This is a genomic window from Wenyingzhuangia fucanilytica (assembly GCF_001697185.1).
Lineage (GTDB): Bacteria > Bacteroidota > Bacteroidia > Flavobacteriales > Flavobacteriaceae > Wenyingzhuangia > Wenyingzhuangia fucanilytica.
Window position 1 is genome coordinate 3,199,853 of the sequence record NZ_CP014224.1, and the last position, 15,484, is coordinate 3,215,336.

General features: G+C 31.1%; 15 protein-coding genes. 9 read left to right on the forward strand and 6 right to left on the reverse strand.

From position 1 onward, the window contains the following. Nucleotides 1–113: 113 nt before the first annotated feature. Nucleotides 114–1,412, reverse strand: coding sequence for a tyrosine--tRNA ligase (tyrS, locus tag AXE80_RS13220; RefSeq protein ID WP_068828148.1), 1,299 nt, complete (start codon nucleotides 1,410–1,412; stop codon nucleotides 114–116). A 343-nt stretch (nucleotides 1,413–1,755) separates the two neighbouring features. Here tyrS and uvrC point away from each other — a divergent pair, with 343 nt between their 5' ends. From uvrC to AXE80_RS13235, 3 genes are all read left to right on the forward strand, one after another. Beyond that, on the forward strand, nucleotides 1,756–3,549 hold the full coding sequence (gene uvrC / locus AXE80_RS13225) for an excinuclease ABC subunit UvrC (protein ID WP_068828149.1): 1,794 nt from the start codon (nucleotides 1,756–1,758) through the stop codon (nucleotides 3,547–3,549). A 79-nt stretch (nucleotides 3,550–3,628) separates the two neighbouring features. Continuing rightward, nucleotides 3,629–5,785, forward strand: coding sequence for a patatin-like phospholipase family protein (locus tag AXE80_RS13230; protein WP_169816828.1), 2,157 nt, complete (start codon nucleotides 3,629–3,631; stop codon nucleotides 5,783–5,785). Nucleotides 5,786–5,797: 12 nt separating this feature from the next. Next, nucleotides 5,798–6,526 carry a hypothetical protein gene (locus tag AXE80_RS13235; protein ID WP_068828152.1) on the forward strand — a complete coding sequence of 243 codons (729 nt, stop codon included), beginning with the start codon at nucleotides 5,798–5,800 and terminating at the stop codon, nucleotides 6,524–6,526. Between the two features lie 49 nt (nucleotides 6,527–6,575). On the opposite strand, the gene AXE80_RS13240 is transcribed toward AXE80_RS13235, so the two are convergent. Together AXE80_RS13240 and AXE80_RS13245 are read right to left on the reverse strand one after the other, a co-directional pair. After that, nucleotides 6,576–8,105, reverse strand: a complete 1,530-nt coding sequence (locus AXE80_RS13240) for an Rne/Rng family ribonuclease (protein WP_068828154.1) — start codon at nucleotides 8,103–8,105, stop codon at nucleotides 6,576–6,578. Between the two features lie 294 nt (nucleotides 8,106–8,399). Continuing rightward, nucleotides 8,400–8,690, reverse strand: coding sequence for an HU family DNA-binding protein (locus AXE80_RS13245; protein WP_010136136.1), 291 nt, complete (start codon nucleotides 8,688–8,690; stop codon nucleotides 8,400–8,402). Between the two features lie 131 nt (nucleotides 8,691–8,821). Here AXE80_RS13245 and mutY point away from each other — a divergent pair, with 131 nt between their 5' ends. Genes mutY through gldD form a run of 4 tightly spaced genes read left to right on the forward strand, consistent with a single transcriptional unit; the run spans nucleotide 8,822 to nucleotide 12,196 of the window. Beyond that, on the forward strand, nucleotides 8,822–9,862 hold the full coding sequence (gene mutY / locus AXE80_RS13250) for an A/G-specific adenine glycosylase (RefSeq protein ID WP_068828157.1): 1,041 nt from the start codon (nucleotides 8,822–8,824) through the stop codon (nucleotides 9,860–9,862). 33 nt (nucleotides 9,863–9,895) lie between these two features. Further along, entirely contained in the window at nucleotides 9,896–10,303 is a 408-nt protein-coding gene (locus tag AXE80_RS13255) for a single-stranded DNA-binding protein (protein ID WP_068828159.1), read from the forward strand. A gap of 14 nt (nucleotides 10,304–10,317) precedes the next feature. Next, a complete protein-coding gene (gene gldE / locus AXE80_RS13260; protein ID WP_083194680.1) occupies nucleotides 10,318–11,628 on the forward strand; it encodes a gliding motility-associated protein GldE in 1,311 nt (436 codons plus the stop codon). Nucleotides 11,629–11,641: 13 nt separating this feature from the next. Beyond that, nucleotides 11,642–12,196 carry a gliding motility lipoprotein GldD gene (gldD, locus tag AXE80_RS13265; protein ID WP_068828163.1) on the forward strand — a complete coding sequence of 185 codons (555 nt, stop codon included), beginning with the start codon at nucleotides 11,642–11,644 and terminating at the stop codon, nucleotides 12,194–12,196. On the opposite strand, the gene AXE80_RS13270 is transcribed toward gldD, so the two are convergent. The 3 genes from AXE80_RS13270 to AXE80_RS13280 form a co-directional block, all read right to left on the reverse strand. Beyond that, complete coding sequence (locus tag AXE80_RS13270; protein WP_068828164.1) at nucleotides 12,193–13,224, reverse strand: COX15/CtaA family protein; 1,032 nt, start codon at nucleotides 13,222–13,224, stop codon at nucleotides 12,193–12,195. The genes gldD and AXE80_RS13270 overlap by 4 nt on opposite strands. 76 nt (nucleotides 13,225–13,300) lie before the next feature. After that, nucleotides 13,301–13,903 carry a heavy-metal-associated domain-containing protein gene (locus AXE80_RS13275; protein ID WP_068828166.1) on the reverse strand — a complete coding sequence of 201 codons (603 nt, stop codon included), beginning with the start codon at nucleotides 13,901–13,903 and terminating at the stop codon, nucleotides 13,301–13,303. A gap of 57 nt (nucleotides 13,904–13,960) precedes the next feature. Beyond that, nucleotides 13,961–14,632, reverse strand: a complete 672-nt coding sequence (locus AXE80_RS13280; protein WP_169816829.1) for a hypothetical protein — start codon at nucleotides 14,630–14,632, stop codon at nucleotides 13,961–13,963. 145 nt (nucleotides 14,633–14,777) lie between these two features. Here AXE80_RS13280 and rplU point away from each other — a divergent pair, with 145 nt between their 5' ends. Both rplU and rpmA read left to right on the forward strand, forming a co-directional pair. Beyond that, nucleotides 14,778–15,089: a 50S ribosomal protein L21 gene (gene rplU / locus AXE80_RS13285; RefSeq protein WP_068828170.1), complete on the forward strand. Its 312-nt coding sequence runs from the start codon at nucleotides 14,778–14,780 to the stop codon at nucleotides 15,087–15,089. A gap of 58 nt (nucleotides 15,090–15,147) precedes the next feature. Further along, nucleotides 15,148–15,408 (forward strand): 50S ribosomal protein L27, encoded by a 261-nt coding sequence (gene rpmA, locus AXE80_RS13290; RefSeq protein ID WP_068828171.1) that lies wholly within the window; start codon nucleotides 15,148–15,150, stop codon nucleotides 15,406–15,408. Nucleotides 15,409–15,484 lie beyond the last annotated feature (76 nt).

Genomic DNA, 15,484 nt, shown 5'->3' on the forward strand with positions numbered 1-15,484 from the left:
ATAGATCTGAAAGGTTTTTTAATTAAACTATATTCTAAAACACTTATATCCTAATTAAAAAAGCCTTTCTAAAAATTTTTAGAAAGGCTTTTTTAATATTACGTAAATTGGTTTTAAACAAAATTTACCAAGTAATAATTCTTTTTACCTCTTTGTAACAATACATATTTTCCTGCAATTAAGTCTGATGCAGTAATTTTGTAATCTTCTTTTACTTTTTCTTTATTTACAGAAACTGCATTTTCTTTTAGAGCACGTCTAGCATCAGAATTAGAACCTAAAAAGTTTGTTTTGGCAGCCAAAGCTCCAATCATATCCAAACCTTCTGTTAACTCATCTTTGCTTAATTCTGCTTGAGGAACTCCTTCAAACACATCTAAAAAGGTTTGTTCGTCTAAAGATTTTAAATCTTCAGAAGTAGATTTTCCAAACAAAATAGATGATGCTTTTACAGCATTATCTAAATCTTCTTGAGAATGTACCATTACAGTAACTTCTTCTGCCAATCTTTTTTGTAACAAACGTAAATGCGGAGCCTCGTTGTGCTCAGCAATTAATGCTTCTACTTCTTCTTTAGTTAAAAAAGTAAACTTTTTAATAAAGTTTTCAGAATCTTCATCAGAAGAATTTAACCAATATTGGTAAAATTTATAAGCCGATGTTCTGTTTTTGTCTAACCAAATATTTCCTCCTTCAGATTTTCCAAACTTAGTTCCATCAGCTTTGGTAATTAACGGACAAGTCATGGCATATGCTTTTCCTTGTGCCTTACGTCTTACCAATTCTGTACCTGTGGTAATATTTCCCCATTGGTCAGAACCTCCCATTTGTAACTTACAATTTTTGTTTTGGTACAAATGTAAAAAGTCATATCCTTGGAATAACTGATAGGTAAACTCAGTAAAACTCATTCCATCAGCACCACCTTCTCCTGTAAAACGTTTTTTAACAGAATCTTTGGCCATCATATAATTCACCGTTAAGTGCTTTCCAATATCACGAACAAAATCTAACAAAGTAAAATCTTTCATCCAGTCGTAATTGTTTACCAATTCCGCTGCATTTTCACCCTCTGAATTAAAATCTAAAAAACGTTCTAACTGACTTTTAATTCCAGCTACGTTTTTTGCTAAAGATTCCTCATCTAACATATTACGCTCTGCCGATTTTCCTGATGGATCACCAATCATACCTGTAGCTCCTCCAATTAAAGCAATCGGTTTGTGCCCTGCTTTTTGGAAATGCATTAACACAATAATCGGAATTAAACTTCCTATATGTAAAGAATCTGCAGTAGGATCAAAACCAATATATCCTGCAGTTACCTCTTCTGCTAATTGTTCTTCAGTTCCGGGCATAATGTCGTGCATCATCCCTCTCCACTTTAATTCCTCTACAAAGTTGTAAGCCATTTTAAAAAATTTTGAGCAAAGATACTTTTTCAAGCAGCAATTAGCAAGGTGCAATTAACAATTTACAAAATCCAGTTTTTAGAGTATTTCCCTGAAACAAGTTCAGGGTCGGGCTGTCGTTACTCGCTTTTTGTTTTTTTGAATCCAGAATTCAGAATTTAGAATTCAGGAGTTAGGAAGTAGAGTAGTTAACAATTTTCAGAAGCTCCTTAACTACTCGTATTCTTAAATTCTAAAAAAAACAAAAGAGCTCTAACAGAGAGCCTGTCTTGAGGAATTCGAAAGACTCCATCCCTAACGCAAAAACCTCAACTATCAAACATTTATTCCTTAAATTTGATGCGTGAATCAAGACATCAAACTTAAAATAACCGTTTTACCTTCAACCCCTGGAGTTTATCAATATTTTGATAAAGACGGAACTATTATTTATGTAGGTAAAGCCATCAATTTAAAAAAGCGAGTAAGTAGCTACTTTACCAAAACACATGACGATGCTAAAACACGAATTTTAGTTTCTAAAATTGTAGATATTAAACACATTGTGGTTGCTACAGAAACCGATGCTTTACTGTTAGAAAACAACCTAATAAAAAAATACAAACCCAAGTACAACGTACTTTTAAAAGACGATAAAAGTTACCCTTGGATTTGTATAAAAAAAGAACGTTTTCCTAGAATTTTTGTCACTAGAAAAATGATTCGTGACGGATCGGAATATTTTGGTCCTTACACCAGTGTAAAAACTGCCTATGCCTTGTTAGATTTAATTAAAGAACTCTATCAAATTCGCAGTTGTATGTTCGATTTAAGTGCCGAAAACATCAACACCGGAAAATTTAAAGTTTGTTTAGACTATCACATTAAAAAATGTAAAGGCCCTTGCGAAGGTTTACAAACCGAAAGTGCTTACAACAATCAGATTACTGCTATCAGAAACATTATTAAAGGAAACTTTAAAGATTCTTTAAAAGCTTTTGAAAGCATGATGCATGAATTTGCAGCACAAATGGAATTTGAAGAAGCCCAAAAAATTAAAGAAAAAATGGATTTATTGGCTAACTACCAAGCAAAATCTACCATTATAAGTCCAACCATTAACAATGTAGATGTTTTTTCTATTTTATCTGATGAAACGGCTGGATATGTTAATTTCTTTAAAATTTCTAACGGATCTATCATTCAATCTCACACCATAGAAATTAAGAAAAAATTAGACGAAACAGATAAAGAATTACTAGAACTAGCTATTATAGAGCTTAGAGAAAGGTTCAATTCTATAAGTCCAGAAATCTTAGTTCCTTTTAAAGTAAATGTTGGAGAAAACATAAAAGTAACCGTTCCTAAACAAGGAGATAAATTACGTGTGGTAGAGCTTTCTTTACGCAACGCAAAATATTACAGGCAAGAACAATTTAAACAAGTACAAATTGTAGATCCGGAGAGGCATACCAAAAGAATTATGGCTCAAATGAAAACCGATTTACATTTAAGTGCAGAACCAAGACATATAGAATGTTTTGATAACTCCAACATACAAGGAACCAATCCTGTTGCTGCTTGCGTGGTTTTTAAAGACGGAAAACCAAGCAAAAAAGATTACAGACATTTTAACATTAAATCCGTAGAAGGTCCAGATGATTTTGCTTCTATGGAAGAAGCTGTTTATAGACGTTATAAAAGACTTTTAGACGAAGACCAACCTTTGCCTCAATTAATTTTAATTGACGGTGGTAAAGGACAGTTATCATCAGCCTTGAAAAGTTTAGATCTTTTGGGTTTGCGAAATAAAATCGCCATCATAGGAATTGCAAAAAGGTTGGAAGAATTATTTTTTCCAGACGACCCTATTCCTTTGTATTTAGATAAAAAATCGGAAACACTTAAAATTTTACAACAACTAAGAAACGAAGCGCATCGTTTTGGAATTACACATCACCGAAACAGACGTAGCAATGCAGCTTTAAATTCTGAATTAGAAACTATTCCTGGAATTGGAAAACAAAGTGTAGAAAGTTTGTTACAGTACTTTAAATCTGTAAAAAGAATAAAATCCGCAACAATAGAACAATTAAGTAGTGTTTTAGGCAATTCAAGAGCAAAAAAATTACATAATTTCTACCATAAAAAAAAGTAACTTTATAATCATTATGAAAGTCAAAACACTCCTTTTTTTCAGCCTTATTTTTCAGCTAACTTTTAGCCAAGAATTAAAAATGGATTCTATTTTCAAGAAACCTAAAATTGGTTTGGTGCTAAGTGGTGGAGGCGCCAAAGGGTTTTCTCATATTGGTGTATTAAAAGCCATTGAAAAAGCAGGATTAAAAATAGATTATATTGGAGGAACCAGTATGGGTGCTGCTGTAGGAGCCTTATATGCCACAGGGTATTCTGCTCAACAAATTGACTCCATTATCACCTCTATTCATTTTATGGATATGCTAACCGATAAAATGGATAGAAAATACGCTTCATTTTTCGACAAAAAACACGGTGAAAAATACCTGCTAAATCTCCCTATAAAAAACGGGAAAATAGGTCTTCCTCTAGCATTGTCTAAAGGACAAAGTACCTACAATAAACTAAGCGAACTATATTACCCTGTAGCTGATATCAACGATTTTTCTAAATTTCCTATTCCTTTTTTCTGTGTAACAACCAATATAGAAAATGGTAAAGGAATTGAAATCAACAGCGGATCATTACCCGAAGCCATTAGATCTAGTGCTTCTTTACCTACACTATTATCACCATACAAAATAGATTCTTTAAGAACTGTTATTGATGGAGGAATTGCTGATAATTTCCCTGTAGATATCATGAAAAAAAAGGGAGTTGATATTATTATAGGAGTAGATGTACAAGGAGTACTACAAAAACCAGAAAACATTAATTCTGCTTTAAAAGTAATTGATCAAATTATCAACTTTCAGTTGTATGGAGAAGAACATAATAAAACCAAAGAGGTCGATATTTATATTCATCCAGATGTATACAGTTACGGAATGGTTGATTTTGATAAAACAAGACAGTTAATTACGGAAGGAGAAAAATCTGCAGAAGAGTTTTTAGAAACCTTTGAAAAACTGGCCCAACAACAAGGCACAAATCCCAAAAAACATACACTATTAAATACGAATAACAAAAAATATATTATCAACGAAATAAACATTGAGGGTAGCGATAATTTTACCAGGAGATATATACGAGGTAAATTAAACATAAAACCAGGTGAAAAAATATCTAATGTTGAATTAAGTAATCGTATTAATTATTTAACACAAACTAAAAACTTTAACAGCATCCGATACGCTTTTATTAAAAAAGATAGCATAGTTAATTTAGATTTTAAAATAGAAGAGAATCCCCAATCTCTATATTTAAAAGTTGGTGCTCACTACGACACCACTTACAAACTTTCTGGTCTTGTAAACATTACTGACAAACACCTGCTTTTAAGAAACGATGTTCTTTCTGTTGATCTTGCTTTTGGAGACAATATAAGAGCTGAGCTTAACTATTTTGTTGATAATGGACATTTTTTAAGTTATGGGTTTAACTCTATGTTTAATCAGCTAGAAACAAGTGTAAATCTTGGAGATGACAATAATACAAGTATAAATTTTGAACACAGTAATATCTACAACTATTTGTATTCTCAAATAAATTTTAAAAACAAGTTTGCTATTTCTTTAGGACTAGAACATCAACATATCCGTAGATACACACGTACTTTTATCATTGATCCTAATACCGATAGAACTTATTTTGATAAATCAAATTATCTAAACTTTTTAGCAAAACTAGAACTAGATACCTATGACAAAAAAAGCTTTCCTAACAATGGTTATTTAATCAAATCAACGTTTAGAACTTATTTATCATCTACAGATTATAACAATAATTTTAATCCTATTTCTCAAGCAAGAATACTGCTAGAGGGTATTAAAACCATTTCTAACACCGTTTCTTTATTTCTACAAGCTGATGGAGGTGTTTCTATTACTAGTAACAATCAAGAGAACTTAAACTATGGAATTGGTGGTTACGGAAACAATTTTGTTTATAATTATGTTCCTTTTTATGGATATACTTTTTCGGAACTTGTGGGGAATTCATACCTTAAAACTGCGGCATCTCTTCGTTATAGATTTTACAAAAAAAACTATCTAGATTTTTATGCTAATTACGCGATTGTTACAGATGATGTTTTTCATTTTTTAAAGCATCAACCTTTCTTTAAAAACGCAAAAACAGGTTATTCTATTGGTTATAGCGCTGATAGTTTTATAGGACCTATAGATGTTAGATACGCTTGGTCACCAGAAAACAGAAACGATGCCATTTATATAAGTGTTGGATTTTGGTTTTAATATATTTGCAGCATGAATTTTAACATACTTCAAACAAACAAAACTGCATATCCTTTAATTTTTATAGTTATTCTTTGCATTCCAATGCTATTCTTTGATTCCGTTTATTTTTCTGCGAATTATTTTAACGGAAAGCACATTACTTCTTTTTTAGTTATTAGCATCACCTTATATTTAATTTGGGCAGTACCTCTACGACTAAAAATTCTGATGCTTATTATGATTCCTCTTTCATGGCTTGGAGAATATATTTTTAGCGATCTTTTAGATATGTACCATTACCGAGAACATTCAATACCATTATACGTCCCTTTTGGACACGCTATTGTTTTTGGTACAGGATGGCTACTTACACAAAGAAGTATGGCAATAAAACAACCAAAAAAATTTAAAAAAATACTCACCGGGTTTTATATAATTAGCTTCTGTTTTGTAATCTTTATTTTAAAAGATACTTTAAGTTTATTTTTAGGAGTTTTATTTTTTTTGAGCTTAAAAAGAAAAAAATTCTTGCCTTTTTATTTAATGATGAGTCTTATAGTACTCTACCTAGAACTAGTAGGCACATTTTTGGGAGCATGGAAATGGGATGCGGAACAGGGTATTTTTAAAACCGTTAACCCTCCTTTAGGAGCCATTTTCTTTTATGTAGGCGGAGACATGCTTTTGGGTAAAGTCACAAGGTTTTCTCTAAGACAAAGACGTAAAATAAGAAACAAACTCAACTTAAAAACAGCCTAAAATAAAAAACCCTATCAAAATTATTTTGATAGGGTTTTATGATATGATTTTACTTTTTAAAAGAAAACTTATACTGTAAATACATATAAGCATCTCTAGGAATAATACGAATCCATTTTTTGTGTTCTGCAAACCAAGCTCTTTGCTGAGACTTTAGTTTTCTTTTTAAATAAGCAGCCACAAAAGGATGTACATGTAAAAAGATTTTTTCGTTACGTTTATTAGTCGATAAGATTTTTCTTAGTTCAACATCAATCTTACTAACCAGCACTATAGGTGCCTCTACTTCTCCGTTTTTATTCGGATTAGGTTCTCTCGTTTTAATATTCGTTTCTGGACGAACACGTTGACGAGTAATTTGCACTAAACCAAACTTACTTGGAGGTAAAATTTTGTGTTTGGTTCTATCAGTAGCCATTTCATTTTTAAGATGTTCAAATAGTTGTTGTCTGTTTTCATTGCTATTCATATCAATAAAATCGACTACTATAATTCCACCCATGTCTCTTAATCTTAGCTGACGTGCAATTTCGGTTGCTGCAATTAAGTTTACTTCAAGCGCTGTGTCTTGTTGTGAATTGGCTTTATTAGATCTATTTCCACTATTTACATCAATAACATGTAGGGCTTCGGTATGTTCTATAACCAAATAAGCACCTTTACTCATTGATACGGTTTCACCAAAAGCAGATTTAATCTGTCTTTCTATTCCATATTTTTCAAATATTGGAGTATTGCCGTCATAGTCTTTAACTATTCCGACTTTTTTAGGATCTATTTCTTGAATGTAATCTCGTATTTCTGTTGCTAATTCTTCATCATCAACAACAATACTTGTAAAAGAATCATTCAAAACATCTCTAAGAATAGAAGATGCCCTATTTAACTCGCTTAAAACTTTGGTAGGTGTATTTGTATTTGGAATACGTTTACACATATCTACCCATCGTTGTAGCGAATTTTGTAAATCTTTGTCTAATTCTGCAACCTTTTTTCCTTGTGCTACTGTGCGCAGAATTAGTCCAAACCCTTTAGGTTTGATACTTTTTGCCAGTTTTTTTAATCTTTCTTTTTCTTTTGGATCATCAATCTTTTGAGAAACAGAAACTCTGTTAGAAAACGGGACTAAAACTAAATACCTACCAGCAATGGACAACTCAGAACTAATTCGTGGTCCTTTAGTAGATATAGGTTCTTTTACAATTTGAACAAGAATGTTTTGCTTTGGTTTTAAAACCTTGTCAATACTACCTCCTTTGTCAATATCTTTTTCAAATTGAAATTTGCTTAACGTAAAATCTTTGTAATTACCTGTACTTATTTTCTTTAAAAAACTATTTAGAGAATTTACTTGAGCACCTAAATCATGGTAATGTAAAAAACCATCTTTGGCATAACCAACATCAACAAAAGAGGCGTTTAAACCTTTTAAAACTTTTCCTGCTTTGGCTAAAAATATATCACCTACCGATATTTTATTATCGTTAGATTCATTATTTAACTCAATTAATCTACCATCTCTAAGTAATGCAAAATCTATATCAGAAGAATTGGAACGAATTATTAATTCTAATTTCATCCTGATTTTGTATTAGTATGCTACTTGCGTAACACGATTAAAAATAAGTGTATTGATAATTAAGACGTTTGTCTTAATGTCAATGAACGTGTAATGGTTTTTACGAAACCATAAAAAACAAGAAAAAGTAAGTTTAAAACTTACTTTTTCTTATGTCTGTTAGCTCTTGATCTTTTCTTACGTTTGTGAGTAGAGATCTTAGCTCTTTTTCTTTTCTTACCGCTTGGCATAATGTTATAATTTTAAAGTCTCCTTATTTAGAGATTGTTAATAATCTATTTTTATGTAAAGCTACTACTTTACTTCTACTTTTGCTTTAACTCCTTCAGTAAATGTCTTCGCAGGTTTAAATGCTGGGATATTATGTGCTGGAATTTTAATTGTTGTGTTCTTAGAAATGTTTCTTCCTGTCTTTTCAGCTCTAGTTTTGATCACAAAACTTCCGAATCCTCTTAAGTAAACATTGTCTCCGTTCTCTAAAGCATTCTTTACTTCATCCATAAACGCTTCAACAGTTGCCAAAACATCAGCTTTTTCAATTCCTGATTTATCTGCAATTGTCGTAACTAAATCTGCTTTCGTCATTTCTTATTAATTTATTGTTTCTAGAAAAAAATTGAGGACGCAAATATAGGATAATTAATTAATTCTAAAAAGATTAACCATCAATTTTTAATAGAAGTTTTATGTAAGTTTGCATTCCTAAGAACAAAGATATGAAATTTTATAAGATACTGGAAATGTGGTATTTAAACAACAAGAGAGATTTGCCTTGGCGAAATTCTTCTAATCCGTATTTTATTTGGCTCTCAGAAATTATATTACAACAAACCAGAATTCAGCAAGGTTTGGACTATTACAAGGTATTTATAGAGCACTATCCTACTGTTCAAGACTTAGCAAATGCAAGCGAAGATGAAGTCTTAAAAGATTGGCAAGGATTAGGCTATTACTCTAGAGCAAGAAACCTACATTTTTCTGCTCAATATATATGTAACGAATTAAATGGTGTTTTTCCATCAACCTATAAAGAATTATTAAAACTAAAAGGAGTTGGAGATTATACAGCATCGGCAATTGCCTCGATTTGTTTTAACGAAAAAACCGCTGTAGTAGATGGTAACGTTTATAGAGTACTCTCTAGATACTTTAATATAAACACACCCATCAACTCACCAAAAGGGATTAAATATTTTAAAGAACTAGCTCAAGAACTTATTAAAGACGCCAATCCAAAAGATTATAATCAAGCTATTATGGATTTTGGGTCTATGGTGTGCAAACCTGCAAACCCAACCTGCGATACTTGTGTTTTAGCAGATGGCTGTATTGCTAAAGCCAAAAATCTTATTAATGATTTGCCTGTAAAAGAGAAAAAGCTAAAAGTTAAAAACAAGTTTTTTAACTTTATAGTTATAGATAATGGTGATTTTACTGTCATTGAAAAAAGAACGGGTAATGGAATTTGGAAAAACCTATATCAATTTCCTTTAATCGAAACAGATAAGCCTGTAGATGACCAAGCTTTAATTGAAGATCCTTTTTTTAAAAATAACTATACCAAAAATCCCGAATTAACCCTATACAACCCAGAACCATGGGTTCACAAATTAACACATCAACACCTACATACTCATTTTTGGATTTTAAACACAAATTCTATTGATAATTTTGAAACTACTCCTTGGAGTAATATTGATGATTTTGCGGTTCCTAAACTGATACACAATTTCTTGGAAGAGTATAATAGCAAATAAATTTTCGTTATTTTTGATTGAAAGATTATAATTATGGCTGGTACTTTAAACAAGGTGATGCTTATAGGTCACTTAGGAGACAATGTTAAAACTCACTATTTTGATGGAGGTGGTTGCGTAGCTAGATTTCCATTAGCCACCAACGAAACTTACACCAACAAAACTACTGGTGAAAAAACTACAACAACTGAATGGCATAATATTGTAGTTAGAAATAAATTAGCCGAAATTTGCGAGAAATTTTTAACCAAAGGAGATAAAGTTTATTGCGAAGGAAAAATTAAGACTAGAGAATGGGAATTAGAAGGGGTAAAAAAATACACTACCGAAATTCACGTTGTTGAAATGAATTTTTTATCTTCAAAGAACGAAAATAAACACGATAATTCTGCTCCAGGAAAATCAGAACCTGGACAAATTATTGACGATTTACCATTTTAAAAACCCACAGAACATTGCCTGAGCCCATATACGATACCGGAATACCAATAAACACAATTATAGATTGCCTTATTACTTTAGGCTTATTAATCTGCTCTGCATTAATCTCTGGATCTGAAGTTGCATTCTTCTCTTTAACCAAATCAGAATTAGACCATTTAGAAAGTTTAGATAATGGTAACGCGAAAAAGTTATCCAAACTAATTTCTAAACCCAAAAGACTTCTGGCAAATATTTTAGTTGCTAACAATGCCATTAATATTTTAATTGTTTTGCTTTTTGCAAGTCTTGGAGAAGTGTTTTTTAGCGATTTAACCTACAAATTAAACCTTATACTTTTTAAAGTAAACATCCGATTCTTGATAGAAGTAGTACTTATTACATTTATCATTTTAATTTTTGGAGAGGTTTTACCTAAAATTTACGCAACTAGAAATGCTAAAGAATTTGCACTTTTAATGAGCCCTGTACTTCTTTTATTAGACAAAGTTTTTATCTTATTAACTGGTCCTTTAACTGGAATTTCTAATATTATAGAAAAAAGATTAAGAAGTAGTAAAAGTAATTTTTCTGTGGATGATTTATCTCAAGCACTAGAGCTTACCTCCGAAGAGGAAACTACTGCAGAACAAAAAAATATTCTCGAAGGAATTGTAAATTTTGGAAACACAGAAACGGTGCAAATTATGAATCCTAGAATGGATATATGCGCTATTTCTAAAAAAGCAAGTTTTATAGAAGTTTTAGAAATTATTTCAGACAAAGGTTTTTCTAGAAATCCTGTATACGACAATAATATTGATGAAATTATAGGGGTATTATACACAAAAGATTTACTCCCTCATTTACATAAAAAAACATTTAACTGGATTCCACTTATTAGAGAACCCTTTTTTGTTCCCGAAAATAAAAAACTTGATGACCTGCTAATCGATTTTCAAGAGCGTAAAAACCACTTAGCCATTGTCGTTGATGAATATGGTGGAACTAGCGGATTGGTTACCTTAGAAGATGTTATTGAAGAGATTGTTGGAGATATTAGCGATGAATTTGATGAAGTAGATTTATCTTATTCCAAAATTGATGAAAAAAATTATGTTTTTGATGGTAAAATAAACCTTAAAGATTTTTGCAAAGTTTTAGAACTTGATGAAATTTCTTTTGAAAAGGACAAAGGAGAATCTGAAACTTTAGCAGGGTTATTGCTTGAATTGTCTGGTAGATTCCCAAGAAAATTTGAGAAAATTGACTATCAAAACCTTACGTTTACTGTAGAAGCTATAGATCGTAAACGAATCAAACAAATAAAAGTAGCCATTGCCTAAAAGCACTTTTTAAATGAGAATATTTTCAGCTTTCCTTAGTTTTTCATTACTCCTTATGAGTTGTGAGCAAGATGTTATGCCAAAACCAAATGCATATTTAAAACTAAGCTACCCCAAAGCAAATTATCAAAAAAGCAATATTCAACTTCCTTATCATTTTCAATATTCTAATCAAGCCATTTTAAGTCGTCAATATCAATTTTGGTCAGATTTACACTACCCTAAATTAAATGCTGATATTAATATGACCTATCAAAAAGTTGAAAACAACTTAACGCAACTGATGACTGATGCTGAAAAACTAACCTATAAACACGCTTTAAAAGCAGATCATATTGAAATGCATCCATACGAAAACGCTAACAAAAAAGTATATGCTAAATTATTTGAGGTTTCTGGAAATGCAGCTTCTAGTATTCAATTCCAAGCCACAGACTCTACCAAACACTTTTTAAGTGGAGCCTTATATTTTGATGCACGACCAAATTACGACTCAATTTTACCCGCAATTGATTATATAAAGAAAGATATTGAAAAACTAATTGAAACCTTAGAGTGGAAAAATTAAGATGAAAATCTTTTTAATCTAAGAGAAGTAAAAAGCATATAAAGCAACACTCCAAACAACATTGCTCCTGTTAACAAATGTACCGCTTGAGTTCCAAAAGGGAAATTTACGTAGTACATTAATACTCCAGAAAGAGCCTCAAACAACAACAAAAACACCACATACTTAACCCCTCTAAATCCTAAATTGTATTTCTGATTTACCCAATATAAAAGTGCGTTAACCACAATAATAGCAATGGTAAATGACCTATGGAAATAAAACTTAAAACTAGGGTTTAGCAATCTAAATTCTTTTTGCTCAAAACCAAATAACTTTACTTGCTCATCTACATATTGTCTTACCTGCGTTCCTAATAAAATTTGACCAATCATCATGATTAACGAAATGATTAACAACACATGAAAAGTTTTATTGTATTTATTACTAAATGATGGTGTTGCCTCTAATAAAAACTTAGCTCGTAATAACAAACCTATAATCAACAGACCTCCAATCATATGTAAAGTAATAATATATGGAGTTAAAAAACTATCGACTACTACTTTACCTAACCAAGCCTCAAACAACATTCCTAAAAAGGCAATATATACCAAAGGAGCTACTCCTCTTCTTTTATTAGAACCAAAAGTTACAGTCCATAACAAAGCCAAAAACACAAAACCAGAAAGCACAGATGCCAACCTATTTATATATTCGGTATAAGTATGATATACATTAAACTTAGCATACTCATGCTTTTTATATGCTGACCAATTTTCTGGGTTAAATTGAGATGAAGTAGTTAAACTAGTATTTGCCACAAAAAGCGCATCATTATGAATAATGATATACCCTTTTTTAAAAGGTGTATTAGGTTTCCAAGTTAATTGTTCTTCTGAAGTTGGTGGAATATAATGACCAAAACATTTAGGCCAATCCGGACATCCCATTCCTGACCCAGTCATTCTAACCACAGAACCTGCTAAAAAAATTAAATAAACAGATACTATGGCAATATTTAATGTTTTGGATAAACTCAACTTCATTTATTAGGCATTACAACTTTTATGACTTTACTTGGCAACAAAAATCATTCCTTTACATAGCAATACAAGGAAAATTTTATTTACTCTCAGTTGAGCAACAAGGTTTTTCGCAACCAGGTTTACAAGTTTCATTTTTAGTAGAACTCTTTGCACATGTTTCACCTTCTTTATGCTCACATTTTTCTGCACAAGCTTTAGAACATTCTTTAGCTTTATCTGTAGCGCAACAAGATTCTTTTTTAGTACTGCATTTTTCGCAAACCTCTCCTACTTTATGACCACACTTTTCTGCACAAGCTTGTGTACACTCCTTTACTTCTTTATTGGCACAACATGATTTTCCTGCACTTGCAGTATAAGTTTTACCATCCAATAATCCATTAATAGTACTTATGATACTAGCCTCTGAAGTTTTATTAGAATCAAAAGTAAAAGTTCCTTTTTTAGCTTCAAAATCTACCTTAGACTCTGTAACTCCCTCTATTTTAGAAATTTTAGATTCAATAGTTTTAGCACAACCTATTTCGCAAGTCATCCCTTCAATATCTATTGAAGCTGTTTGCATTTTTACAGGTAAATCTATTTGTTGTTCAGCGCTTTTTTTATCAGATGGTTTACATGCTGATAATGTAATGAATGCTAAGAAAGCAATACATAAGTATTTTGTTGTTATTTTCATTTTATTAGGGTTTTCTTTACAAAGTAAGCCAAAGGTACAAAAGTTTACAAACCCTTGCTATTCAAAATCAGAGATACTTACCTCCTGATTTAAAGAGATAGATCTCACATTATAAACAATTTCTTTATTCTTAATAATGCTTCTATAAGTAACAGGGAATTTAATTCCTTTTACTTCTTTGTAATCTATATAATAAGTCTCTTGTAAAATCTTTTGTCCACCAATTAACTTGATATTGCTTCCTTTTAACTTTAAACCAGATAATACATCGTAATAAATTCGCTTTTCTCCAACACCTAAAACATTGCAGATTCTACCCATTACTTCTTTCTTTCCTAAAAAAACAGCTTTTTTTAAATAGTAAAACTCAGGAAAAATTGATATCTGACCTATTTTATTATAAATCTCAGATTTAGTGTAGCTTTTTTTTACCTTTCCTATTATTTCGTATCCCGTTTCACCATTAAAAACTTTCTTAGACAAAAACTTTCCGTTCTTATTTATAATGATAGATTTTAAATTAGGTCTTTGTTGTTTGTTATAAATAGTAAAGTCCTCTCCATTGATTTGCATTTCAGAAACAGAGTAAAAAGTATTTACCTGATCTATCATCTCTATTCCTCCAATAGAATTAAAATAGGCGTCAATAACATCTTTAACACTGGTTTGTGCAGACAACATTACTGGAAAACAACAGCTTAAAAATAATATTTTAAAAATACTTTTCAACAAATACAATGGTTTATAGCTATCTGTAAATATATAAAAACCAGCATAATAAAGATTAAAAAAATATTTTTTTAGTTGCATTTTGTTGAAAAATAAAATGTATATTTGCGTCCATTTTATTAACAAGCATTTTAAATATTTAAGTATGTACGCAATTGTAGAGATAGCAGGGCAGCAGTTTAAAGTAGCGCAAGATCAAAAAGTATACGTTCACCGTTTACAAAACGAAGAAGGAGAGTCAGTTTCTTTTGACAACGTTTTATTAGTAGACAACAATGGTGATGTTACTATTGGCGCCCCAGCTATAGAAGGAGCTTCAGTAAAAGCTAAAGTTTTAGGTCACTTAAAAGGTGATAAAGTAATCGTTTTCAAGAAGAAAAGAAGAAAAGGTTACAAAAAGAAAAACGGACACCGTCAGTATTTAACTGAAATCCAAATTGAAGCTATCAACGCTTAATTTGAGTGTCTAATTTAAATTATTAAAGAAAAAAATAACCTTATAAAAACACAATATTATGGCTCATAAGAAAGGTGTCGGAAGTTCGAAGAACGGTAGAGAATCAGAATCGAAACGATTAGGTGTAAAGATCTTTGGTGGACAAGCTGCTTTAGCTGGTAACATCATAGTACGTCAAAGAGGTACTACTCACAACCCAGGTGAAAATGTTTACATGGGAAAAGATCATACTTTACATGCAAAAGTTGATGGAATCGTAGAATTCCAAAAGAAAAGAGACAACAAATCTTATGTTTCTATTACTCCTATAGAGGCTTAATAAAACAAAGATTTAACTTATAAAAAACCGAATACAATTTATTTTGTATTCGGTTTTTTATTTTACTTAATTTACA